General features: G+C 48.0%; 23 protein-coding genes. 7 read left to right on the top strand and 16 right to left on the bottom strand.

What is annotated here, in order from left to right:
• On the top strand, window positions 1–724 hold a 724-nt coding region (locus tag Q0140_RS10435), incomplete at its 5' end, for an alpha-hydroxy-acid oxidizing protein (RefSeq protein WP_297964351.1).
• Here the strand turns inward: Q0140_RS10435 and Q0140_RS10430 are convergent.
• Window positions 713–1,540 carry a tetratricopeptide repeat protein gene (locus tag Q0140_RS10430; protein WP_297964349.1) on the bottom strand — a complete coding sequence of 276 codons (828 nt, stop codon included), beginning with the start codon at window positions 1,538–1,540 and terminating at the stop codon, window positions 713–715. The two genes, Q0140_RS10435 and Q0140_RS10430, sit on opposite strands and share 12 nt — an antisense overlap.
• A gap of 157 nt (window positions 1,541–1,697) precedes the next feature.
• Between Q0140_RS10430 and hisD the strand changes: the two genes are divergently transcribed.
• Both hisD and Q0140_RS10420 read left to right on the top strand, forming a co-directional pair.
• Window positions 1,698–2,987 (top strand): histidinol dehydrogenase, encoded by a 1,290-nt coding sequence (gene hisD / locus Q0140_RS10425; protein WP_297964347.1) that lies wholly within the window; start codon window positions 1,698–1,700, stop codon window positions 2,985–2,987.
• Between the two features lie 257 nt (window positions 2,988–3,244).
• The gene (locus tag Q0140_RS10420; protein WP_291936556.1) at window positions 3,245–3,535 is read left to right on the top strand and encodes a DUF5339 domain-containing protein; all 291 of its coding nucleotides are present in this window, start codon (window positions 3,245–3,247) and stop codon (window positions 3,533–3,535) included.
• Window positions 3,536–3,995: 460 nt separating this feature from the next.
• On the opposite strand, the gene Q0140_RS10415 is transcribed toward Q0140_RS10420, so the two are convergent.
• The 10 genes from Q0140_RS10415 to Q0140_RS10370 form a co-directional block, all read right to left on the bottom strand.
• The gene (locus Q0140_RS10415) at window positions 3,996–4,613 is read right to left on the bottom strand and encodes a hypothetical protein (protein WP_297964345.1); all 618 of its coding nucleotides are present in this window, start codon (window positions 4,611–4,613) and stop codon (window positions 3,996–3,998) included.
• Between the two features lie 201 nt (window positions 4,614–4,814).
• Entirely contained in the window at window positions 4,815–5,516 is a 702-nt protein-coding gene (locus Q0140_RS10410) for a YbaK/EbsC family protein (protein ID WP_297964343.1), read from the bottom strand.
• A gap of 205 nt (window positions 5,517–5,721) precedes the next feature.
• Complete coding sequence (locus Q0140_RS10405; protein WP_297964341.1) at window positions 5,722–6,147, bottom strand: ecotin family protein; 426 nt, start codon at window positions 6,145–6,147, stop codon at window positions 5,722–5,724.
• 83 nt (window positions 6,148–6,230) lie between these two features.
• The gene (locus Q0140_RS10400) at window positions 6,231–6,944 is read right to left on the bottom strand and encodes a hypothetical protein (protein ID WP_297964339.1); all 714 of its coding nucleotides are present in this window, start codon (window positions 6,942–6,944) and stop codon (window positions 6,231–6,233) included.
• 62 nt (window positions 6,945–7,006) lie between these two features.
• Window positions 7,007–7,258: a hypothetical protein gene (locus Q0140_RS10395; protein WP_297964337.1), complete on the bottom strand. Its 252-nt coding sequence runs from the start codon at window positions 7,256–7,258 to the stop codon at window positions 7,007–7,009.
• Between the two features lie 473 nt (window positions 7,259–7,731).
• On the bottom strand, window positions 7,732–8,079 hold the full coding sequence (locus Q0140_RS10390) for a hypothetical protein (protein ID WP_297964335.1): 348 nt from the start codon (window positions 8,077–8,079) through the stop codon (window positions 7,732–7,734).
• Between the two features lie 401 nt (window positions 8,080–8,480).
• The gene (locus tag Q0140_RS10385; RefSeq protein WP_297964333.1) at window positions 8,481–8,795 is read right to left on the bottom strand and encodes a hypothetical protein; all 315 of its coding nucleotides are present in this window, start codon (window positions 8,793–8,795) and stop codon (window positions 8,481–8,483) included.
• 155 nt (window positions 8,796–8,950) lie between these two features.
• Window positions 8,951–9,088, bottom strand: a complete 138-nt coding sequence (locus Q0140_RS10380) for a hypothetical protein (RefSeq protein WP_297964331.1) — start codon at window positions 9,086–9,088, stop codon at window positions 8,951–8,953.
• Complete coding sequence (locus tag Q0140_RS10375) at window positions 9,078–10,229, bottom strand: hypothetical protein (protein ID WP_297964329.1); 1,152 nt, start codon at window positions 10,227–10,229, stop codon at window positions 9,078–9,080. Before Q0140_RS10375 ends, Q0140_RS10380 begins: the two co-directional genes overlap by 11 nt.
• A 183-nt stretch (window positions 10,230–10,412) precedes the next feature.
• Entirely contained in the window at window positions 10,413–11,648 is a 1,236-nt protein-coding gene (locus Q0140_RS10370; protein ID WP_297964327.1) for a hypothetical protein, read from the bottom strand.
• Window positions 11,649–11,949: 301 nt separating this feature from the next.
• On the opposite strand from Q0140_RS10370, the gene Q0140_RS10365 reads away from it, so the two are divergent.
• Window positions 11,950–12,273, top strand: coding sequence for a multidrug efflux SMR transporter (locus Q0140_RS10365; RefSeq protein WP_297901562.1), 324 nt, complete (start codon window positions 11,950–11,952; stop codon window positions 12,271–12,273).
• Window positions 12,274–12,599: 326 nt separating this feature from the next.
• Here Q0140_RS10365 and Q0140_RS10360 read toward each other — a convergent pair whose 3' ends face one another.
• The 4 genes from Q0140_RS10360 to Q0140_RS10345 all read right to left on the bottom strand — a co-directional run bounded on the left by Q0140_RS10360 (window position 12,600) and on the right by Q0140_RS10345 (window position 17,661).
• Window positions 12,600–13,301 carry a cytochrome-c oxidase gene (locus Q0140_RS10360; RefSeq protein WP_297964325.1) on the bottom strand — a complete coding sequence of 234 codons (702 nt, stop codon included), beginning with the start codon at window positions 13,299–13,301 and terminating at the stop codon, window positions 12,600–12,602.
• A 265-nt stretch (window positions 13,302–13,566) separates the two neighbouring features.
• Window positions 13,567–14,325: a restriction endonuclease gene (locus Q0140_RS10355; RefSeq protein ID WP_297964323.1), complete on the bottom strand. Its 759-nt coding sequence runs from the start codon at window positions 14,323–14,325 to the stop codon at window positions 13,567–13,569.
• A gap of 245 nt (window positions 14,326–14,570) precedes the next feature.
• The gene (gene pyk / locus Q0140_RS10350; RefSeq protein WP_297964321.1) at window positions 14,571–16,028 is read right to left on the bottom strand and encodes a pyruvate kinase; all 1,458 of its coding nucleotides are present in this window, start codon (window positions 16,026–16,028) and stop codon (window positions 14,571–14,573) included.
• Window positions 16,029–16,314: 286 nt separating this feature from the next.
• The gene (locus tag Q0140_RS10345; protein ID WP_297964319.1) at window positions 16,315–17,661 is read right to left on the bottom strand and encodes an FAD-dependent oxidoreductase; all 1,347 of its coding nucleotides are present in this window, start codon (window positions 17,659–17,661) and stop codon (window positions 16,315–16,317) included.
• 121 nt (window positions 17,662–17,782) lie between these two features.
• On the opposite strand from Q0140_RS10345, the gene dctP reads away from it, so the two are divergent.
• Window positions 17,783–18,967: a TRAP transporter substrate-binding protein DctP gene (gene dctP, locus Q0140_RS10340; RefSeq protein WP_005871786.1), complete on the top strand. Its 1,185-nt coding sequence runs from the start codon at window positions 17,783–17,785 to the stop codon at window positions 18,965–18,967.
• Between the two features lie 1,067 nt (window positions 18,968–20,034).
• On the opposite strand, the gene metK is transcribed toward dctP, so the two are convergent.
• Window positions 20,035–21,234 carry a methionine adenosyltransferase gene (gene metK, locus Q0140_RS10335; RefSeq protein WP_297964316.1) on the bottom strand — a complete coding sequence of 400 codons (1,200 nt, stop codon included), beginning with the start codon at window positions 21,232–21,234 and terminating at the stop codon, window positions 20,035–20,037.
• A 144-nt stretch (window positions 21,235–21,378) separates the two neighbouring features.
• On the opposite strand from metK, the gene sstT reads away from it, so the two are divergent.
• Window positions 21,379–22,638 (top strand): serine/threonine transporter SstT, encoded by a 1,260-nt coding sequence (gene sstT, locus Q0140_RS10330; protein ID WP_297964315.1) that lies wholly within the window; start codon window positions 21,379–21,381, stop codon window positions 22,636–22,638.
• A gap of 111 nt (window positions 22,639–22,749) precedes the next feature.
• Window positions 22,750–24,660: a M3 family oligoendopeptidase gene (locus Q0140_RS10325; RefSeq protein ID WP_297964313.1), complete on the top strand. Its 1,911-nt coding sequence runs from the start codon at window positions 22,750–22,752 to the stop codon at window positions 24,658–24,660.

Genomic DNA, 24,660 nt, shown 5'->3' with positions numbered 1-24,660 from the left:
AAATGAATGTGAAATTTTGCTTGTAACAGGTTCATATAGTGCAGCACTAAAAAATAAAGATGACGATTCGTTCAAAATTGTGCGAAAAAATAATGAAAATTTATTACTTGCGACAAACATCGGAATAGATAAAGATTTCACAAGTGGACAAATAGCGATAAAAGAATTAAATCCAATATTCTTGCAAATTCATATAAATCTTATGCAGGAGCTCATAATGCCTGAAGGAAGTCGAAATTTTAATGAATGGGAAAGTAATTTGGGAGATTTTATAAAAAATATAAAAGTTCCGTTGATTTTAAAAGAAGTTGGCTTTGGAATGGACAGCAAAACCATTGAAAAAGCGATAGAATTGGGAATAAAAACAGTGGATATAAGTGGTCGTGGCGGAACAAACTTTGCTTATATCGAGAATATGCGCCGTAAAAATCATTTTGAATATTTGAATGACTGGGGAAAGACGACGGTTCAAGCACTTTTGGATGAAAAAAAGTTTGATGGAAAAGTTGAAATTGTTGCAAGTGGCGGAGTGAGAAATCCGCTTGATGTAATAAAATGCCTTGTATTAGGAGCAAGTGGCGTTGGAATTTCAGGGACAATTTTAAAATTTTTGAGTGAATATTCTACAGATGAAATTATAGAAATTTTGAATAGCTGGAAACATGAGTGTAAAATGATAATGTGCGCTTTAAATGCGAAAAATTTAAATGAATTAAAAGCCTAGCTCATTTAGCTTTCTATATCCGTCACAACCGACTTGAGATCCTAAATCGCAAGCCTTATTTAAATATTTTTTTGCAGTGTTTGTATCCTGTTTTACGCCTTCACCATAGAAATATGAAATCCCAAGATTATAGCAACCGTCGGCAAATTCCAAGCGACAAGCCTTCGAAAATAGCTCGTTTGCTTTTTTAGAATCTCGCTCTACGCCCTCGCCCGAATAGTATAGAACTCCCATATTGTAGCACCCATTGACTAATCCTAGATCGCAAGCCTTAGAATATAACTCATATGCTTTTTTGTAGTTTTGCTTTGTGCCGCTACCATTTTCATATGAATTCCCGAGATTATAGCAGCTTTGAGCAAGCTCTAACTCACAAGCTCTAGAGTATAGTTCATTCGCTTTTTGGTAGCTTTGTTTTACGCCTTCCCCTTTTTCATATAAAATTCCAAGATTAGTACATCCTATGCCATATCCTAAATTACAAGCTTTAGAATACAATTTACTCGCTTTTTTATAATCTTGTTCTACGCCCTTGCCGTATTCGTATGACGCCCCTAAGGTGGTGCAACCCCAGCCGTCGCCCAAATTACAGGCTTTAGAATTTAGCTCTTTTGCTTTCTCATAATCCTGCTTCACACCATCCCCTGAATAGTATGCCATGGCGAGATTTACGCATGCTAAGGTGTTGTTATTATCGCATTCGCTTTGCAACTTGCTTATACCGGGATCCTCTTGTTTCGTCGATGACAAAGCCGTGGCTTCTGCTAGTAGCGATAAAGCCGCCGTAGCGATCAGCGCTAAAAATATCTTTTTCATACATCGCTCCATTTAAAATTTCGGCTATTTTATTTCATTTTCGCTTAATCTTTTGAAAATCGGCGGGCCCAAAGGGTCTTTAAATTTATACAGCCGCGAGCTTAAAGGCGAAATTTAGCAAAAAGCGTTAAAATTCCAAGCATTACAAGGAGCAAAAATGAAAATTTTAAAAAGTACGAAGGCAAATTTCAAAGAGGAGTTTGCAAGGCTGGTGCGCCGCGGCGAGATGGATATGAGATCGGTAATGCCCGTCGTAAGCGGTATCATCGAAGATATCAGAGAGCGCGGCGATGAGGCGCTAGCTGAACAGATTGAGAAATTTGACAGATGGCGCGTGCAGGGCGATCTGGCTATCACGCAAGAGCAGATGAGTCTCGCGTATGAAGGCTTAACCGCAGAGCTAAAAAACGCGCTACAAGTCGCATACGAGCGCATCTACGCCTATCACGAAAAGCAGCTTGAGAGAAGCTGGTTTAGCTTCGATCCAAGCGGCGCGATGCTCGGGCAAAAGATCACGCCGGTAGATCGCGCGGGGCTGTATATCCCGGGGGGCAAGGCAGCGTATCCGAGCTCGCTTCTGATGAACGCGATCCCCGCAATCGTCGCGGGCGTGGAGGATATCAGCGTCTGCACCCCCGCCGTGGGCGGCGTCGTAAACGAGCTACTGCTTGCGGCGATGCATGTGCTGGGGATCAAAAAGGCCTACAAGGTGGGCGGCGCAAGCGCGATCGCGGCGATGGCATACGGCACGCGCACGATCGGCAAGGTCGATGTCATCACGGGCCCCGGGAATATCTTCGTAGCGACCGCTAAAAAGCTCGTATTCGGCGACGTAAATATCGATATGATCGCAGGCCCTAGCGAAGTGGGCATCATCGCAAACGCCGTGGCAAATCCGCGCAACATCGCCGTGGATCTGCTCAGCCAAGCCGAGCACGACGAGATCGCGAGTAGCTTTTTGATAAGCGACGATGAAAAATTCGCTCTTTGCGTCGCAGAGCATATCGAGCGCGAGCTTCCTACGCTCGCGCGTGAACCGATCGCTCGCGCCAGCATCCAAAACAAGGGCGCAATCATCATCGCGCGCGATATGAACGAGTGCGTGGAGCTGATGAACGAGCTTGCGGTCGAGCACCTCGAGATCGCGACCGAGAACGCCTACGAGCTGCTTCCGCGCATACGCCACGCAGGCGCGATATTTTTGGGCCACTACACGCCAGAGGCGATGGGCGATTACCTCGCAGGCCCTAACCACACGCTGCCGACCGGCGGAAGCGCGCGATTTTTCTCGCCTCTTGGGGTTTATAACTTCATCAAACGAAGCTCGATCATAGCGCTAAATAAACGCGCCATAGACGAGCTCGGAGGCGCGTGCATGGCGCTAGCGGACGCCGAGGGGCTCGGCGCGCACAAAAAATCGGTGCAGATTAGATTTGAAGAGAAGTGATTTTACGCTGCAGCCCCAAGAGGCGGCGAGGACCGAATTTTAAAGAGCACCGGCGGTTGTTGCTAAACCAAGAGCTGAAATTTTAAAATTTAAAGATGAGTTAAATTTTAAAAAACGTAAGCGTCGCAGCGAGAGTAAAATTTTAAAATTTCAAAAGCGCTATAAATTTAAAAAAACAGCCGTATTTGATTAAAATTTAAGGCAAATTTACTAAGCGAAATGATATACTTTCGCTGATTTTTTACAAGGAGAGAAAAATGAAAAAATCACTTTTAGTTTTGGCTAGTTTTGGCTTTGCGCTAAGTCTTAGCGCCGCAGATCTTTCAGATAGCTGCAAGGAGTACTTCGCAGATCTTGATAAGATGGTTGACACCTACAAACAAGCTGGTCAAGAGCAGCAGGTCAAGATGTATGAGGATCAAAAAAAGCAGTCTATGGATCAGATCAGCGCACTTCCTAAGGAGCAGCAAGAGGCCACTTGCAAACAAGCTAAAGAGATATTTAAGCAGATGATGGATCAGATGAAACAACAAGGCGCTATGAAATAAATACCTTCGCGGGCACGATGATGCCCTCTCCAGTCGCGGCGATGCGATATCGTCGCGATTAATTCTCTTTAATCTCACATTTTTTTAAAAATTTTTAAATTTTAAAATTTGGATGTTTTATCCTCGCTGCTTTCGGGGCGCACCAAGAATTTCAGATTTGATATTTAGCTTGTTGCAGGAAGTCAAAACCAATAAAGCGCTCGTCGTCGTTAAAATGCTCCGCAAGGCGACGCATCTTAGTGGGACGCTGCGGTGCACCAAAGATTTACGAGCCGTTTTGGCGCGGCTCGAAACAGTGCCTCATCAATATGATGAATTCGAGGCTCGGTCTAAGCGTTATTTTATCGCGATTTGAAATAGCTGGGCTCATAGATAGAGCAAATTCGCGTCTCAGTTTGCGGCTCTGCTTATGAATTTACGGCTTTACGACCAAAAACATCTCGCAAGATCGCCTTGAATTTTAATCCTTAGTAACGATCGTGCCGTTTTGTATTTCGTGCACGCAGACATTTCTGTGCAGCTCTTTATCGCTATCTAAAGTATAGTAGTGCGTTGTTACTGTGCAGCGTAAATCGGCGCCGATGACGAACTCCTGCTTGGCGCGCATCGGCGGCTTGCTTTTACCGCAGTGCACGTAATCGGCGTAAATTTCGCGACAATCGCTTATACGAAATGCGTCGTTTAAAAGGCACATAAAAACATATTCGTGCCCGTGCTTGCTATCTTGGAAATCCCCCAGATAAAGCCTTAGCAGAATTGTTTTGACGCTCTTTTCTGGCAAACGACAAGCCCTTATGTCTTTGATCCTCACCCAGTACGCGCTTAGATTGTCAATTAAAAAGTTCTCCTTTGCGAACGAAAACAGCTCATTTTTATCAAGTAAATTTTTATCGATAGCTGCTAAGGGCGAAATTTCTCCCGGATAGCGCATTGGCAGTTGCGCGATCGGTAGATCGTCGTAAATATCTTTCATACTCTGATAAATCTCTGGCCGCGGCGCATCGTCTTCCTTGGCCGCGGCATTTTCCATGCCGCATAGCGTAAGTAGGCACAGCAAAAATATCCACACCTTCTTCATAGCATCCCCCCCCTGTTTCGGTCGTGATCCCTTTTCTCCTAATCATACTGAAAATTTTAAAGCCTTATTAATATGAAGAAAAAAGATCAAAAATCAAAGCGCCGCTTTACAGCCATCCTTAGCCATCTTTTTCTATTCTACCCTTGCTTTTGGGCTAATTTAATCCGAGTCCTCTTCTTGTGTGAAACGGACGATGCGCGGCTATTCGCCGTCCTGCGCCTCTTCGGTGAAGCTAACGATGCGCGGCGCTGCGATGCGCGCGTAATCCCGCGCGTTTAAAATGATCGAGTGATCGAGCAAGCCCGCGTTGAAAGCGATCTCATCAAAGCGTCCGAACAGCGACGGATCAGCGATTAGCAGCAGTTTGTCGTGGAAGCTAAACGGTGGCACCGAGCCGATGACGCAGTCCGTGAGATCGCCCACTTCATCGGGGCTTACGAGCGATGCTTTCGTGCCGCCAAGCCCCTCTGCCAAGCGCTTTAGATCGGTTTTATGATCGGCTGCGAAGACCGCTAGGACGTAGATCCTGCCGTTTCTGCCCGCGGGTTTGTCGCTAGGAAGCTTCAGTTGCTGCGGCACATTGGCGCAGATTTGATCGGCGGTTAAAGTTAAATTTTCCGTGCAGGCGCCGTTTTCGCAGCCTTGAGCGCTCGCAAAGCTGGAAGCATTGGAGTTTTGCGCGTTATCGGCGTTTGCTAAATTTAAATTTTGCGCGAAAGAGATTTGCCCATCCTTAAAGCCCTTGATCGTGCAAACTAGCGCCTTTGCGCCTTGTCCTAGCTGCGTGCCGCGGATTTTGGCGACCTCGGCGGAGGTGCCCGCGCTTTCGTGAGCTACTACGCGGAAGCGCGCGCCCTGCTGCGTCAAAAGCTCTTTTAGGCTTTCAAAAATTCTCTCTGACATGCTCTCTCCTTGTTTTTGCGAAATTATACTGAAATTTTAACCAAACGACCCATCGATGCCGAAATTCCATTCTTCTCCGTAGAAAATTTGTCTTGCGCCGTAGAATTTGTCTCGCCTACGCGCAAGCCCATTGCGCGATGAAAGATCTATTGCATGGCGGAAATTCTGCCGCGCATAAGCTCGGTCCGCCCTGCTTCTTGCGAAATTATTTCATCTTGCGGATTTTAGGCTCTTTGCTCTCTACGAGCTCGTAAATTCTAAGCTCGACCTTGACGTCTTTGGGCGCTAAAATTCTAATTTCGCCGCCGTCGTAGGCGAATAGATGCGTGAGCTCGTAATAGATCCGCTTCTTTTGTTTCTTGCCGTCGCACAGCATCAGCGTTTGAGCAAGCTCATCGCCGCCGCTAAACTCGTAATAAAGCCCGTCCGAGCTCTCTTTTTGCTCTATTTTGCCACCGATCAGATACGCGTCGTTGCAGTCGGCTTTGATCTCTTTGGAAAAGATCGCTTCGACCTTAAACTGCTGCGGCGGCATCTTTGACGGCGTTAGCTCAAAGACGTTTAGCTGCTTCTGCGCCTCGCCGCCGAACAAAAACAGCGGCAATAGGAAAAATAAAACGCTTTTTCTCATTTATTACTCCTTAAAAAGATATTTTATTTAAAATTTTAGCAAAATTTTCACTCATTAAACTGAAATTTCAATCGACTTTGTTTTTATCTATAGCAGATGATATTTTTTAACGCCTCTGCCTCCGGTTTTAACGCCTCGCTATCGGTTTTTTGCGCGGTACTCTTTTTGTTTGCTAAATTTTTGCTAGAGCTTTGCGGCGACGGCTTTTCGTGCGAGTTTAAAGCCTTGACGATGTCGCGCGATATTTCGCCCTGCGTCTGCACGGCGGAAATTTCGCCGCTAGCCCCGTCTGCCTTGCTCGTGCGGCGGCTTAGTATGCTTTTGACGCGTATCTTTTCGCCTGCGTAAAACGCCTCGCAAAGCCCGCCTTGCGCCTCATAGTCCGTCACTTTGACGCTGCCTTCTTGAAATTTATAAAATTTCGCCCGTTTCGCTCTTCGCAGCTCCTCCGCTCCGCCCCATACGTCGCTCTGCGCGTCAAGATCCGCGAGCGCGAATGCGCCGTCTGCCGCCTTATACATATTGCCGAGCCTTATCGGTATGCGTTCGCCGCTCTTTTTGGTAAGCACGAAGCCGATCTTTTCGCCATCTTTTGGGCTCTGGCGGAACTGCTTGGAGAAAAACGCCGTGAAAAATGCGACCTCCTTGATCTCGCCGTCGGTGCTTAGGTATCTCGTCCAGCCATCTTCGGGCACGTCGATTTCGGCGACGTCTCGTCCGTCCTTTGCGCCGCATTTTAAGCCCGCGCAGCCACTAAGCGCTAATGCCGCAAGCGCGGCTAAAAATAAGTTTTTCATATTTTCCCTTCAAATAAATTTTGCTCAAAGCGGGGCGCTCAGGCACGTAAATTCGTAGCGCATTATTTCAGGCTTGCGGGATAGCCGCTAAATTTTTCGATCCAGCCGTCCTCGCCGTAGAGCTCGCCGCAAAGCCCGTCCGAGAGCTCGGCTAGATTTTCGCCCGCCTCGTCCGCAAGCCGCCAGCGCTCGCTTTGCTCGAAAAAGCTTAGCGTCTCATGCAGGACGTGATCGGTAAGATGCGCGCAAAGCGTCCTTGGTGCTTCCCTCTGCTGCAGCGAAAAGTCCGCTATCGATGCATAAGTCGCTCGCACCGCGCGCCTTTCATCTGCCCGCTCATGACCGCATCCAACCACGCCAGCGACCCGTCTCTGAGCTGCCGCACATACTCCTGCCCGAAACTCTGCAAAACATCCATTTTTCACTCCTTGCGTTTAAATTTTAAAATTTTTGGCGTCTCGCCTAAATTTAGATCGAAATTTACTTCCTAAGCCCGTTTAAGCTTTTTGCGTCCTAAATACGGCGCGCCGCATTCAACTTTTATAAAATTCTACTTAGCGAGCGCCGTTTTTTATCGTTTGCGCTGCTATTTTACCGCGCCGCAAAATTCGCGCTGCACTTCAAAGCCCAGCGCCGTTTAAATTTTAAAATCCGAAAGCTCGCGACCGAAATTTTAAAATTTAAGGCTCGATGAAATGCGTTTCGGCGCGACGGTATGCGCCGCTTGAAACTTTAAATTTTAAAAACTCGCACTTCGCCTCAAAGCCCGCTAGCGGGGCTAAATTTATCAAGCCGACGTCGCCCAGATGCGTAAAAATCGCTGTCCGCTCGCCTCAAACGAGCACTCCTGCCAGTCCCAGTCGTTCTCGCCGCCCATTGCGAAATTACGAGGCTCGTCCGATAGCCCTGCCGCGCTCAAAGCAGCCGTTATCCGCTCTTTCATAAAATCATCGGGCTTGCTCGGCGTAAATTTTTCAAATTTTATCTCGTAAAGGGAGGCGAGCCCAAAGTCCGCGCGTACGAGCTTGCCGCATTGCTGCGCGAACTCCGCCGCGCTGCATTCGTGCTTTGGGGCATAGTACCAAACCTCCAGCTCCTCGATGCTTTCGCCCCCAAATTTTATGGATTTTATCATTCTGACTCCCATTTCGCTCATCGCGGCGGTTTAAATTTTATCGCTTAAATTTTGTTTGCACTCATGCGGCGCAGATCTTACGCGTAAGATAAAACCTTCGCCATTCGGCGCGAGCATGCCGTGCGGGCAAATTTTAAATTTAATCCGCCGCGCTTTAAATTCAGACGCCGAAGTCCGCCCGCATCCCCTCTTTGCCTTTCGGCGTAAAATAGCAAACGACGTAGCAGAGCATTCGGTCTTTGCAGTCGTATTTGGCTTCGAGGCCACGGGTAATGCGCGCAAACTCCTGCGGCGGCTTGTCCTCAAAGGCGCCTCGCAGCTCCTCTGCGGCGATATGTCTCGGGCTAAGAAGCAGATACGCCGCGCCGCCGTCCTCATCCTCGCTGATGGCGCGTAAAATTTCACCGCTCGCGCGAATGCCCCTTGCCGTCCCACTCGCGCAGGCTCAAAAATGCCGTGCCGCCGTCAGCGTCCAAAGCCTTTTTGTTTGGAATTTGAGCGCGTAAAGCACCTTCATTTAAGCTCTCCTCGCTCGCAACCTCGATAAAAACGTCCGTGCCGAGCAGATAGCTGGTCCGCTCAAACTCGCTTTCGTACTCCCAGCCGTCAAATTTAGCGGCAAATTCGCGCACCCGCTCGTCCGCTTCGCAGCCGAACATCATCGCGTCGCTATCTGAAATTTTAACGATATAAGGCTCGTTCATGAGGCTTTTCAAATTTTATTGCGGCTCGCATTTTCCGTAAACCCACTCGCGAGTTTCGTTTAGCTTAAACTCGCCGTCCTTTAGAAAATACTGCTTGCTGCTTTTGATCGCGTTTTCGCCCGCGGCTATGTAGTCGCCGATGAAGCCGCGATCCAGGACGTCCTGCGCTAAAATTTCAGGCTCAAAGACGTTTTGCGTCCTTTGCGTCTCGTGCCATTTGCCGCTCTCATCAGGCTCGCGCAGGATGATGGAGATGTTATTACCCGCTTCGTCGTAGTCGTAGATGTATTCGTACTACTTGCCATCGGAGGCCGTGCGATTTTTTATCACGTTGCCGCGCGCGTCGTAGCTAAACTCGTTTTCAAACACGACCTCCCAGCGTTGCGATTCCTCGCGCCAGAGCTCGGTTCGCTCGCGTAGAGGCCTGCTTTCCTCGGTCTCCTCGTGCACGTTTTTGTAGTACTCCCTCCACTCGTTTTTTGCGGCGTCCCAGCGCGATCTTAGCTCGCTAAAGCGCCTATACTTAGGCTCGATCTTGCGTAAGACCTTTTCATCGCGCTCCCAGGCGCCGTCGCGCCATATAAAATTTATCTCGCTGCGCGTCCCGTCCGCCGCCGTAAAGACGGTATGTTTTGTAAGCGGCACCCATTTGCCGCGCCACGCGTAGCCTTCGGAGCCCGCGTAAGCGTCGCCGTTGTAGTGATATATCGATTTTTCGTACGGCACCCATTTTTTCGCTTTGGCGTTCCATTCATAGGTCGATACGAAATTGTTTCTGTCGCTTTCATCGACAATCCTTTTTGTAAGGTACGTCGGCGTCCATCTGCCCTTTTTTAGCGTGAAATTTTGTAAAATTTCCGTTTTGCCCTCGCGCTTTTCGACGGCTTTTTCCCCGTCGTATGGCTTGCCGTCCTTGCTTTGCAGGCTGAAATAAATTTTTGAGCCATCCTTTGCGATCTCCTGCTTGCTCATCGCCGTTTCGCGCAATTTATTTGCGTCCGCGTCCCAGTCGTATTCGATATTTTCGATCTCGCGCTCGCCGCTTTCGTCAAATTTGCTAAAGCTTTTCGATACGGACGCTCCCTCTTCGCTGCTTTTTCTGTAAATTTTTTCTAAGCGGCGGGTTTTGGCGTCGTAGTTTTGGCTCACTTCATATTCGTAGCGCGGCAGGGCGCCGCCTTCTGTTTTATAGCTCGTCTTTTGCAGACAAATTTTATCCGCCGCCGCGTGTTTTGCTGCCGTCTCGGTCGCGCCCGCAGGCATCGCAAGCGTTAACGTCGCCGCCAAAATAGAGCCTGCTAAAACTGCCGCTCGAACTCGAAGCTTGTCTGCCGAAACCGCCGCCTGCGCCCCAAAAGCGCCCGCCAAAATAATCGCTCGCGCTTTTAAATTTGCCGCCGCAAAATCTGCCGCACCCTCGGGTGAAATTTTAAAAACACCTCTCATGACCGCTCCTTTTATTGTCTAAATTTTAATCCATGCTACGTCCGCTAAATTTAAACGCAAAGCTCGCGCGGCGCCGCGTCTGTTAAATTTAAACGCCGCGATGATAAAATTTAACTGCAGCACTCGCGCAAGGACGCGCAGATAAAATTTAGCCGCGAAATTTTACCGACGCATCTTCAAACGCTACTTTATCTTTTTATATTTCCACGTCTGCTCCGTTATGAGCTCGGACCTGCCGTCTTTAAGCTTAAATTCCTTAAAGCTCGTTATCGCGTAGATACTAGGCATCTCAAACATCATCAGCGCGGCGCCGTGCCCCACGCTATCTGACGGGATTTGGGTGTCGTAAGTAGCCTCCGAGCGCCCGGTTTGCACCCATTTGCCGCTCGCGTCAAGTTTGTAGATATCCATCGCCGTATTGCTGCCGCGCTCGTCGTAGCTATAGACGTATTTGCCGCTGCTGGAATTTGATTCGTAGCTTTGCTCTAGTAGTCGCTCGCCCGATTTATCGTAAATTTCGCCGTTTGAGTAGCTTTTGACCCACTCTTTAAGCCGCTCGTCCCACAGATAAGAGGTCATATTAAGATCCGCCCCCTTCTTGATAACGGTTTGTTTACTCATATTATCCCACGCGCCCTTCTCGTCGTTCCAGATGAAGCTCGTAACGATCCCCTCGCCCTTCGCGGCATCAAGCACGTGCTTGCTCATCGTCGCGTTTTGCCATGCGCCGTTTTGAAAAGTGCTGCGGATCTGCTCGTAGCTGCCGTTTCGATCGCCGTTAAGCATCTCTCGCTCGCTGTTTTGCCACGCGCCGTTTACAAACTCGTAGGTTACGTATCCATTCATCTCTCCTAGGCCGTCGTAGAAAATTTCGGTCTTATATTTGGGCTGCCAGCTCTTGCCGTCCCATTTGAAGCTTATCGTAAGCTCCTCCTTATCCCGCGCGTTTTTTACGGATCTGTTCATGCTCTCTTTATGCCATTTGCCCTTTATGAGCTTATATCGCACATCTTCGGTTGCGTTGCCGTCGTAGCTGGAGACGGTTTTGCTCGCATTGCGCGTGCCGTCATCCGCTATCGAATTGCTCTCGCGCGTCGTGATGCCATCTTTGACGCTTTCCATGTAGTCTTCTATTTTTTTCCACTTGCCGCTTTTAAGATCGAGGCCAAATACTTCAAATTTAACCATTCCCCCCTTTTCGTCAAAGTAGCTGATCTCTTTGTAGCTAGAGCCTAGGCCGTCCGAGGAGTTCCTGTCTCTTATCTGCTCTAGCTTGCGCGCCGCCGCGTCATAGCTTAGATGCGTGCTCTCCTTGCGCTCTCCGAGTGAGCTGTAGCTCATACTTTGCACCATATACTCATACTCCTTGGCAAACGCCGCCGCACAGAGCAGCGCAAGTATCGTAGCGAGCTTTTTCATCCTCTCTCCTTGGAAAAAATTTTGATAATTATATAATGTTCGTATATAAAAACGGATAAAATTTCGGCATGCGGCTAAATTTAAAAAACTCTGGCTTTGAGGCAGCGGCAGCGGAATTTTATGCTGCGGTATGCTCATGAAATTCTGCGTAGATCGGCGAGCGGAATTTTATGTCGCTGAAGCGCCGGTTTTACTCAAATATGCGGCGCAAATTTTACGCAAGCCGCTAGGAGGCGCCTTTGGGTGAAATTTAAGAGAAATTTCTATAAAATTTCGGCTCAAATTACATTAAGGAGCACTTATGGGATACCTTTATTTGGGCATTGCGATAGTTTTGGAGCTGGTGGGAACCAACTGTATGAAGCTCTCGGACGGATTTAGCAAGCTAAATTATTCGCTCGCTACGCTGGCGGCATACGGCGCCTGCTTTTATTTTTTGGCACTCGCGCTAAAAACGGTAAAGCTTAGCGTCGCCTACGCCACGTGGGGTGGGCTTGGCATAGTGTTGGCATCGCTACTTTCGGTGTTTTACTTCCACGAAAAACTCTCTGCGCCCGCGATCTGCGGCATAGCGCTCATCGTGATAGGCACGGCGATGTGTAATTTCTTCGGCGCAGGCCACTAAGGCCGCGCGCCTTTGCGAGCTAGCAATGCGTTTAAATTTGGGCGAGGAATAGGGTGTAAAAGCGGATAGAATGACGCAGTGGCTAAATTTTAAGCCGCCTAATCTCGCAAAAATTTCTTATCGATCAGATCGTAGTTTTTATACAGCCTACGCAGCTCGTCTCGCAACTCCATCAGCGCAAAGCCGAGCAGATTTTGCTCACGCCCTTTCCTTAAATTTTATTTTGAAGCATAGCTTGAAATTTGCCCAAATTTAACCTGCGAGTTGAAATTTAGGCAAAATGCGGCTAAGCTAGCAAAGCCCGCCCGACTAAATTAGCCGCAAATTTAGTCGCAGAAGCGCTCGTCTGTGCGGTATTTCTTACGCTCAGCGATGTAATCGGCTCTGTTTTTTGGATCGGCGAAATACTGCTTTTGCTTCTGCTGATCGGCTTTGAGCTTTTCTATTACTTCCTTTAAAGCCGCCTTGCGGTCGCTAGCCATGGATGGGAATTTATCCGAAAATATCGCCTTGTATGGATGATCCTTTACCCAATCGACCGCCTTTTCGACTATGATCTGTTGCTTGTCGATGTCGCAGAATGCGTAGGGGTTGATCACGTCGCCCGCAAGGTGCATGAAAGCGGAATTTGCCTCGACCGTCTCCATAAACATCGCGCCGCTGACGTCGATTACCGAAGCGAAGGAGATGAAGCGGTATTTGCCCGCGTAGAACCAAAACACCGCGTCGTCCTTAAGCCCCAGATCATAAGCGCGCGCCGCGACGGTCATCAGCGTAGTCGGAGCGACCATATCCGGGGCGTCCTCGATGATTTTGATCGCCTTTTTTAGACTCGCCACGTCGTTTTTCATCAACAAATCGTCGATCGGCTCGTAAACGTGCACGTATTCGGGCTTGCCCTCCTTGGCCGAATAAAACGGCGAGACATAGATGTCGATCGAAGTGATTTTTTCCACCTTATCCTCACTTTGGGCGCTCAAAGTCGCAGCCGCCGCCGCACAGAGCAGCAGTGAGCGAAATTTTTTCATGGTCTCTCCTTCGGTTAAATTTTGTAAATTTGCTTCGTAATTATACCCTGAAATTTTAAGACGCGGCGTTTGATTTTTAACGAATATGCTTTTGCGGAATTTTAATTTTTGCGGTGCGGCTCTATTTTCTTTTGATTCGGCTTCAGCGCGACGCTTTACGCGGATAAATTTAAGCGACATTAGTCGTAAAATTTAGCTCATAATTTAGATCGTCTAGCTAAATTTTTCCGTTCGCGCTTAATCTGAAAACATATTTTATCTTTGCTTAAATTTCATCGCCGAAAAAATCGCCGTCGATATCGCAAATTTCGATGTTTTGCCGCACTTGCACGCCGAGTTTATATTTTATCATCAGCTCCGCCAGCCGCTCGCCGTCGATCAAAACTACTGTGCGACTTTGCACGTTTGCCGCATACTCTTTGGCATCTTTGCTAAATTTTGACGTCGTGATAAATACGCCCTTTTTGGTCTGCTTATCCGAGATCGCGCCGACGAACTTTTGAATTTCAGGGCGTGAAACTGCGCCTTGCCAGCTTTTGGCTTGCACGTAAATTTGCGATAATCCAAGCTCGTCCTCATCTATAATGCCGTCTATGCCGCCGTCCGCACCGCTTTTGGTTAGTCTGCCTACTCCGTAGCCCATTTTTTCGAGCAAGCGCGCCACTAAATACTCAAAAAAGCTCGGCTTTTTTTGCGAAATTTCGTCTAAAATTTGAGATTTTAGATTTTGTGCGAGCTCGTTTGCCGTCTCGGCGATGACGTCGCTAGGCGTCTTTTCTTGCGTCGCGGTTTGCGAGATTTCGGCGCTCGGCGCGCTTTTGTTTTTATAAATTTCATCGTACCAAGCCTCAAATTTCGCCTGCGCGTCTTTACTTTTTAGTATTTGTTTGCCAAGATCCGTTATCTCGTACACGCCTCTGCCGGTTTTTTTGACGGGCTTTTTGGCGCCTGGCAAATTTACGACTTCTTTATTGCCCGCAAAATACGACAACGCCCAGCCTGCGCGGTTAACGTATAAAAGCATGCCGCTAGGTATCCTCTGTAAGAGTTAGTCGTCGTTAAATTTATAGCTTTGTAATGAACTCGAAAATTTCTTTTCTGTCTGACTTGCCGCGCTCGCCGATAAATCTTAAAATCGGAAACATCATCTCTTTGTAGCTTGGTATCATCGTTTTCCTTCCTAATTTTTAAAATTTTACCTCTCTAGGTCTGCGACTCAAAAACTTCAAATTTTACCGCTAAATTTAATGTTGCGCTTTAAATTTTACTCTAAAAGCCCGTTTTCGCCACGTCGCGGTAGAAATCTATCTGATCTTTTTTGATGATACGGATGTAGTCGGTGCTGCCGGGATGGCCACTTTGAAAGCCCGCCGTCATCACGTAGGTGCCGCCTTCTTCGATGAGTCCGCGCTGCAGAGCCTCGCTTATGATATGTGCGAGCAGCGAGTTGATGCTCGTTTTTTCCTTGACCATCGCTGGATTTACGCCCCACACGAGACTTAGCGCGTGCGCGGTCTGCTCGTCGTGTGCGATTGCGATGATGTCGATTTTGGCGCGGTTGCGTGCGAGTTTGATCGCCGAGCGCCCCGAGCCCGTGATCGAAAGTATCGCGCCCGCGCCCAGCCTTGCGGCAAGCGCTGCTGTGCTTGAAGTGATCATATCGGTCTCGTCGTAGAAATCGTAATCGTTAAATTTATCGTAAGGATAGATCTTTTCGGTCTCGCGGATCGTCTCGCTCATCGCGGCGACTACGGCTGCGGGATTTTTGCCGATGGCGCTTTCCTCGCTTAGCATCACGGCGTCGGTGCCGTCGAGTACGGCGTTTGCGACGTCGCTGATCTCGGCTCTGGTGGCGCGCTCGTGCTCGGTCATGCTAAGCATCATCTGCGTGGCGGTGATGACGGGCTTTGAGCGGGCGTTGGCAAGAGCTATGATGCGCTTTTGGATGCGCGGGATCTCATAAAACGGCATCTCGATGCCCAGATCTCCGCGCGCGACCATTATACCGTCGCTTGCTTCGATGATCTGCTCTATATTTTCGACCGCGTCGAATTTCTCGATCTTGGCGTAAATTTTAGCTTTTGAGCCTAGCGAGTTTAAAATTTCGCGCACGCGCAGGATGTCGTTTTGCGACTGCACGAAGGAGATGCCTACGAAATTTACGCCGTGCGCCGCGCCCCAGCGCAGATCCTCGAGGTCTTTTTGCGTGATGACGTCGATATTTAGGCGGGTGTTTGGGAAGTTCACCCCCTTATTCGAGCTTAAAAAACCGTCGTTTTCGAGCACCGCTCGCACGCCTTGCTCGCTTACCGCGACTACTTTGGCGCGGATCGAGCCGTCGTAGAGGTAGATAAACTCGCCTGCTTTCATCAGCGGCAAAATTTCTGGGTGGTTGATACACAGCTCGTATTCGCCTTCCGCGCTCTTTTTGCCGATTATTTCGCGAGGAAGGAAGGTGATTTTATCGCCCGTTTTTAGTTTAAAATTTTCCTCGAGTTTGCCGACGCGGATCTTTGGGCCGCTGATGTCCTGAAAGACGCCTATACGCACGCCCAGGCTCTTTTCTACGGCGCGGATTTTGTTTAAATTTGCCTCGTGATACTCGTGCGTGCCGTGGCTGAAGTTCATCCTAAAGGCATTGCAGCCCGCCTTTACCATCGCGCTCATCATCTCCTCGCTGTCACTCGCGGGCCCGATGGTCGCTAGGATTTTGGTTTTTTTAAGCATCTTTTCTCCTTTAAATTTAAAATTTATCGCCGCATTAGGCGAAATTTTGCGCAAAATTTTGAAATTTCTAAATTTTAAAATTCGCTAGACGAAGGAATTTTAGAATTCTACGGCACGGCGAAATTTTAAAATTTCATAACTTGCAGTGCAGGTTAAATTCTAAAAATTCGCGTTTGAATGAAATTTTAAAACTCTCTATATATGTGAAGCGCAAGCAAAATTCTAAAATCCTCGCCGAAGTAAAATTTTAAAATTCTTGCCCGAGCGAAATTTTAAAAATTCCTCTTTATTGCATCATTTCCGCGTCAAATTTTGCATCATCAAAGCTCACTCCCAAATATTCGCAGGCACTTTTTGCGTCGCGAAGTGCGTTGCCTAGGCAGCTCGTAGCGCCGGGGCTTGGGGTCATATTAAAGATAATCCCCGGATTTTCACCTATTCTAGCTTCGCCTAAAAGCAGCTTTTTTTGCGAGTGTGAGATTACTTGTGGGCGCACGCCGCCAAAGCCCTTGGCATAATAAATATCCTCCTCGCGGATGCTAGGTATGATCTTGCGCGCATTTTTGACGAAAAGCTTTTTACCTAAAATCGGTATCTCAAAGCCTATATTGCGGATTAAGAAGTCCCTTACCTCGCTATCGCCAAAATTTTGCCAAATGACCTTGGCTACGTCCATGTCAAAATTTAATGATTGAAAAAATTCCGGCACCGAACGACAGCCCTTGTAGCGCTCGAGCTTCGGCATCGTAAGCGCGGTAGGGCCAAATCTCGTGCAGCCGTCTGCGAGTAAATCTGGGTCGCCGTGAAGCGCGGCAAATGGAAGCTTTGGGTTTTGCACCATGTAAACCTTGCCGTTTAGAAGCTTTTGCTTGGTTAGATAGAAGCTGCCCGCGATGCAAATCGTGCTGAGATCCTGTCCCAGCCCCATTTTGTGCGCTAGCCACAGCGAGTGGGCGCCCGCATCTACGACTACGAAATCAGCGCTTAGCGAGAGTCTATTTGCGGTGCGGATATAGAACTTATCGCCTACTTTAGTGATGTTTTGCACTTCGGTGTTTAGGTACAGATCGCAGGTTTTGCCATCCACGTTTTTAGCGTTTTGTACGAAGGAATTCGCCATCGCGCCGTAATCGATCGTCGTGTAAACTCCCGATTGCACGCCCATTGCGACGATATCCTCCGCTCGCTCCTCGCCGCGTCCGTCAAAAACTAGCTTGGGCTCGATTTTTTTGAGCTCTTCCTTGTCAAAAAGCTGCAGATACGGATAAAGCTCTTTAAATTTCTCAAAGCGCTCTTTAATTAGCTCTACCTCGCTTTCGCCCACGCCAAGAGCCATTTTCTGCCCCTGAAATAAAAATTTATTCTCATATCCGTGCTTTTGGCAATATTTCACGATCATATCCGCCTTGCGCTTGACTTCTGCTGCTTTTTGCAGGTCGTAGTTGGTCTCGATGTCGCCGCAATGAATCGTCTGAGAGTTTGCGCTGGCTTTAGAATTTAGCGTCGCAAGCCCTTCGTATTTTTCAAGTAGAGCGATATTTTTGATCCCGCTAAATTCTGCCAATACATATGCTAACGCGCTGCCCGTGATACCGCCGCCTATGATGATTACGTCGTAATGTTTTTCTTGCATGCCCTTTCCTTATCGAATTTGGCTGCAATTGTGCGAAAATTTCGCTTAAAAGCTAGTTATAAAAGCGTGAATTTAGATGATTTTATATAAAATTCGCACCATTTCATTTTGGGAGTAGTATATGAAAAAATCGATTCTTGTCGGATTAAGTTTGATTATAGCCACGTCGCTGTGGGGCGCAGATAAGAAAGTTTATCGCCTTAAGCTAGCTCAGACTTACGAGCTTAGTATGCCTATCGTAGGCGATGTCGCCAAGCGTATGGCAGATCTTGCAGATAGTATGTCTGATGGCAGGCTGAAAATCAGCATCGACGCGCCTAGCAAACATAAAGCACCTTTTGCGATCTATGATATGGTCAAAAACGGACAATACGATTTAGGCTATACTGCGAGCTACTATTATAAAGGCAAAAATAGCGCGAATATGCTGTTTACGACCGTGCCTTTTGGTATGACGAAAGACGAACAGCACGCTTGGTATTACTTCGGCGGAGGCAAGGAGCTAGCGGATAAATTCTATGCTAAAAGCAATCTAAAGGTCTTTAATATCCTAAATAGCGGCATGCAGATGGGTGGCTGGTTTAAAAAAGAGATTAATACGCTAGACGATCTAAAAGGGCTTAAATTTAGAATTCCAAGCTTTGGCGGGGAGGTTATGAGCCGCCTTGGCGTCGCAGTCGCTACGATACCGGTAGGTGAGCTATATATGGCACTAGAGATGGGCACCATCGATGCGGTCGAGTGGGCAAGTCCTAGCTTTGATATACCTCTAGGCTTTCACAAGGTCGCAAATTACTATTATACGGGATGGCAAGAACCCGCTAGCGAGCAGCAGATAGTGATAAATCTACAAACTTGGCAGAAGCTTCCTAAGGATTTGCAAAATATCCTGGAAGCCTCTATCGCAAAGGCGCGCGAATACGCAGAAAACGAGACGTTTTATAAAAACGTAATAATTTGGGACGAGATCAAAAAGAAATATCCGAACGTTCAGATTCGCTCTTTTTCGCCTGAAATTATGCGTGCGCTTCGCAAGGCGACGGATGAAATTTTAGCCGAAGAAAGCGAGAAAAATCCCGATTTCAAAGAGATTTGGGAGAGCCAAAAGGCGTTTTTAGCTAAAGCTAGAACGTGGACGAAGATGGGCGATTTTACATATATCGAAAAAACGGGCGACGTTGAAGCCGAGCAGAATTTCACCGCTTCGGTGAAAAAAATCTCTGTTCCTGAGCCCGTAAATAGCGCAGCCAGCGAGATAAATGCAAGCACTGCCGCCCCAAAAAACGAGGATAATCAGACGAAATAGTGCTTCGCTTTTTAGCTGCGTTTTTATGCCGCGCGGCTAAACTAAGCGCCAGATAAAGGTGTATGCGGCTTAAATTTGATCGGCAATTTAGGCAATTTAGGCGAGGCGCGGGCGATTAAAATGCAGGTGATTTGCTTATTGCAGCTGCGTAGCTCGGGTGTATCTTTAAAATTTTAATTTATGAAAGCGGCGATGAAATTTTATCGCCTCTTAGCATTTAAGTTAAGGCGTGTAATTTGTATCACTGCGTTTAAAGCCTAGTTTAAAAGCCACTCGGTCGCCGCCGCACAAGGCTAGAATTTTATCAAGCTCCAAGCCCCTTCTATTTTTGCTTTATTCTTTTATCTTTTGCGTTATTTAAGCTTGATATTCCGCCGTGCTCGTTCGCGGGCGACATTGAGCGAGGCGAATTAATCTTACTTTTTAATTCATTCGCATCGTTGGTAGCAGAGCTTTGGCGAAGCGTGCCAATCTGAGATTTTAAATTAGCAGCGTTCATAAATTCCACATTTTAAAATTTTAATGTTTCTGTCTTGCCGATACCGCTTTTAAATGAAATTTGCTTTGGGTTTTCTTGCTGTATAAAGCAGTGAACTTCAAATAGAATGCAAAATTTTAAAATCTACACGCTTAAATATCACAAGTAAGGAGAATTTAAAATTTTGTCTTTCGGATATTAAGTACAAAGCGCGTTAGAAAAAATTTTATAGGTCAAATTTCATTTTAAGCGATTGCAAATTTAAAAGCTTGCATGTAAATTTTTTTAAAGCCTGCTCTAGTTAGAATTTATCACTAAACTAGACGGGCTCAGCCTTGGAATTTCACCGCGCCAATTTTAAAATTTTGCGCGAGTTAGGCTTAAAATTTTAAAATTCGATTCTACCTGCGAAAACTCTTAAATTCCACTGCTTAGAATTTTGATACAGAATTTTGCCGCAACGCTATTTTTTGGGATGCGATAAAACTATGCGGCATGCAAAAGCCGCGTAGAATATTGAGCTAGGCTCGCTGCTGCAAGCCTAGCGAATGTCGTAAGCTAAAAAGGCGCTACTGCAAAGCGTAAAATTTTATTTCAAAACCTTAAAAAGCTCGACGCTATCGAGCTGCTCCCACGGGTACTCGTCGTTTCCGACCTGTCCGCGTGCGGCGACGTCGGCGTAGAGAAAGCTTCCTTTGCCGGGGCGATCAAGACCGAATTTATCGATGATCCAGCGCGGCGTGAGCGGGAATTTTTCAAGCACGAAAGCAGATAGCCCATCGTCGCCAGCCGCGCCTAAATTTGTCCCCATACAATCGACGCTGACGCTGACGGGCTTTGCGACGCCGATTGCGTAACTGAGCTGGACGATGCATTTTTTCGCAAGCCCTGCCGCGACGATATTTTTGGCGATATAGCGCGCCGCATAAAGCCCGCTGCGATCGACCTTAGTGTAGTCCTTGCTGCTTTGAGCGCCGCCGCCGATCGGACTGTAGCCGCCGAAGCTATCTACGATCAGTTTGCGTCCCGTTAGGCCGCTGTCGTGAAGTGAGCTGTGATTTACGTAGCGGCCGGTCGGATTGATGTAGATGATCGTTTTGCTTTTGTCGTAAAGCTCCTTCGGAAGCCCCGCCGAATCGATCAAATTTCCGATCAGATCTCGGACGCGCTCGATACTCATACTTTCGACGCATGGCGCGGAAACCACGATCGTATGGATGCTTTGTGGTTTGCACTCCTCAAAATTGCTCTTCGTGCCGTAATCGACCGTAACCTGCGTCTTAATATCGACGCCAAGCTCGTTAGGATGAGACTTTGCGTAGGCATAAACGTGATCGCAAAGAAGCCTCGCGTAGGTGATCGCCGCCGGCATAAAATTTTTCGTTTCGCAGCTTGCAAAGCCGAACATTATGCCCTGATCTCCCGCTCCGATCTCGCCGCCCTCTTGATCGACGCCTTGGTTGATGTCGGGGCTTTGCTGGTTTAAAAATACGTCCACTTGCAGATCTTGCGGGTGCAGGCACTGCGCGCGCGTAAAATGAGGGTTGTCGTTGTAACCGATCTCGCTAAGCGCGCCCTTTACGATGTGGCGGTAATCGTCGTGGGTAAAATCGATCTTGGCGTTTACTTCGCCGCCGATTACTACGTGTTTGCCCGCGATGAAAACCTCCGCCGCGACGCGCCCGTTGGGATCTTGTTTTAAAATTTCATCCACGATGCTGTCTGCGATAATATCGGCGCACTTATCCGGATGACCGGGGCTTACAACCTCGCTGGTAAATAGATACATATCTGCTCCTAATTAAAATTTCGCGTCATTTTATCTAACGAGGTTTTAAGATTAACTAAAAATTACGAAATTCCGCTCAAATTTAAATGCGCTTAAATAAAATTTCGATATATTTCAAACGACGTTTTGATTGAAAGGTAAAAAATGAGTTCGATTCAAAAATTAGTAGCTAGCTACAAAGATAAAAATCTAGTTCTGCGCATAGTTACAGGCTTGATAATAGGCGCCATTTTGGGCTTTGCCGCACGTTCAGCGGCGGGCGATATTGCGGCAGAGCACACTTCGTTTTTAATAAACGTAGTAGCTTTTGCGGAAATTTTAGGAAATTTATTCGTAGGCGCCCTTAAAGCGGTAGCTCCGATTTTAGTTTTTATCTTGATTTTAAGCTCGATCGTAAATAAACAATACGGCAGTGCAAGCGGCTTAAAACGTGTGGTTGTTCTATATATCGTAGGCACCTTTTTAGCCTCGTGCGTGGGGGTTGCAGCCAGCTTTTTATTTCCGACGCAGCTTGCTCTAAGTAATGTCGGTGCGGCGGAAAATGCGGTCCCTGCGAGCGTTTGGATCGTGCTAAAAGATCTGCTTTTTAAGGTCGTAGATAATCCGCTAAACGCTATCGCGCACGGAAACTACGTAGGAATTTTAACCTGGGCGATAGGTCTTGGCGTCGCGCTTAAATTTTGTACTAATGAAACAAAGAAAATTTTTACCGATCTGAGCGAAGCGGTAACCAAAATCGTGCAATTCGTAATCCAGCTCGCGCCGTTTGGAATTTTCGGCTTAGTAGCTTCTACCGTGTATCAAACCGGCGTCGATGCGCTGCTTGGATATGCGCGAATCGTAGTCGTGCTAGTAGGTGCGATGGCGTTCGTAGCCCTCGTGGTAAATCCGCTCATCGTCTTTGCGGTGATTAAGAAAAATCCATATCCGCTCGTATTTACCTGCCTGCGCGAAAGCGGCCTCACAGCGTTTTTTACCCGCAGCTCGGCGGCGAATATCCCGGTAAATTTAAATTTATGCAAAAAGCTCGGCATCAGCGACGAGCTAAGCTCGATCTCGATCCCTTTGGGAGCTACGATAAATATGGCGGGCGCTGCGGTGGTAATCGCGATCTTGGCGCTTGCTGCGGCTCATACGCTTGGCGTGCGCCCCGATTTTTGGACGGCGCTACTGCTTTGCGTGGTCTCGGCAGTCGGTGCGTGCGGCGCTAGCGGCGTGCCAGGCGGCTCATTGATGCTGATACCGCTTGCGTGCTCGCTCTTTAATATCTCAAACGACATCGCAATGCAGGTCGTCGCGATCGGCTTTATCATCGGCGTGATTCAAGACTCGGTAGAAACCGCGATCAATAGCTCCACGGACGTGATTTTTACGGCGATCGCGTCGCAAAGTATGCAAAAATAACTCACCTTAAAATTTTACCGCGAATTCCGCTGAGGCGGCGGATCTCGCGGTTTTTAACATTTTACTTATGCTTTTTTGATAAAATTATCCAAAAATTTTAAAAGGAAATCGATGAATTGGAATTTAGGCGAGCTGTTTGCAAACGAAGCGGAATTTAGCGGCGCGATAGATAGCGCCTCCGCGCAGGCTAGGGATTTTGAAGCTAAATTTAAAGATAAGCTGCGCGCTCTTAGCGCGGAGGAGTTTTTAGACGCGCTTGAGCTTTATGAGAGCATCAGCGAGCAGATCGGCAAGATAATGAGCTTTGCGCATCTTAGCTTTGCGCGAGATACGAGCCTTGGGGCGCAGCAGGCTAAGACGGAGCAGGCTTGCAACGACATTTCGCAGAGCCTGCTCTTTTTCGAGCTCGAGTTTAACGAGCTTGACGCCGCAAAACAGGACGAGTTTATCGCAGGAAGCGGGAGATTCAGATATTATTTGAGCTTGCTTAAGCAGCGCAAGGCCCACCAGCTAAGCCTTCCGCAAGAAAGCGTGCTTTTAAAAACTTCGCCCGTAAGCGGCGAGGCGTTTTCGCGGCTTTTTGACGAGAGTATGGCGCGGATGAGCTTTGATTTTCGCGGGCGTAAGCTTGGCGAGGAGGAAATTTTAAGCCTGCTTCATAGCTCTGATCGCGAGGTACGAAAAGACGCCGCAGCTTCGCTAAGTGCGGTGCTAGAGCAAAACTCCCACCTGCTCGGCTACATCTACAATATGATCAAAACCGATCTTAAAATTCGCTGCGAGCTGCGCGGCTACGATAAAGCCGAGGCGGTGATGCACGAGGAAAATCAGATAAACATCGCAAGCGTCGATGCACTGATCGCAGAAGCGGAGCGAAGCTTCGCTCTGGTCGGCAAATTTTACGCCAAAAAGCGCGAAATTTTAGGCTACGACGCGCTGTATGATTACGATAGATACGCGCCGCTCGGCGGCGATGAGAGCGAGTTTAGCTTCGAGCAGGCTAAGCAGATCGTGCTTGCGGCGTTTGAAAAATTTAGTCCGAAATTTAAGCAGATCGCGCTGATCGCGTTTGAGCGAAACTGGATCGACGCGATGCCCGCGCAAAATAAGCAAAGCGGCGCGTTTTCGCATTCGGGCTCGCGCGATACGCACCCTTTCGTGCTTTTAAATTTCACGTGCAAGCGCCGCGACGTATTTACCCTCGCGCACGAGCTGGGGCACGCGATACATCAGTATCTAAGCTACGGCGTGGGCTATTTCAACTCCTTTACGCCGCTGACGACGGCGGAGACCGCGTCGGTATTTTGCGAGATGCTAGTGTTTGATTATATGCGCGAAAATTTTTCAAATTTAAACGACTCTCAAAATTTAAAAAGCGCCGCCTCGGACGGCTCGCAAAATTTTAAACGCGATGCTTCGCAGGAGGCTCGGGGCGGTGAAATTCCAAGCGAGCGCGCCGTAAAACGCGCCGCTTCGCAAAGCTCTGCGGGTTCGTGCGAATACGCAGAGCGCGATACCGATACGCCATCGCAGACCGCAAGCGATAAGATCGCGCTAAGAGCGATGCTTGCGGCAAAGATCGAGGATATCTTCGCTACGCTTTACCGCCAGATCGGATTTACGACCTTTGAGCGGCGCGTGCATGCAAGCGCGGATGAGCTAAGCGTAGACCGTATTAATGAGCTTTGGATGGAGGAGTCGCGCAAGATGTTTGCGGGCGAGCTAATCTTGCAGGATCATTACAAAAGCTGGTGGAGCTACATCCCGCACTTCGTTCACACGCCGTTTTACTGCTACTCCTACGCCTACGCGCAGCTTTTGGTACTCGCGCTTTACGGGCTGTATAAGAGCGGCAGGCTCGAAAATTTCGTTCAAATTTACACCGAGTTTTTAAGCTCGGGCGGTAGTGACGAGCCGCAAAAGCTAGTGGCGAAATTTGGGTTTGATATCAATAAAAGCGAGTTTTGGCGCATCGGCATAGAGCAGGTCGCAGCGCTTGTAGATGAGTTTGTGAGGGGTTAG

Origin of the sequence: uncultured Campylobacter sp. (assembly GCF_938045405.1) — a bacterium.
Lineage (GTDB): Bacteria > Campylobacterota > Campylobacteria > Campylobacterales > Campylobacteraceae > Campylobacter_B.
This window is presented reverse-complemented; position numbering and strand designations above follow the sequence as displayed.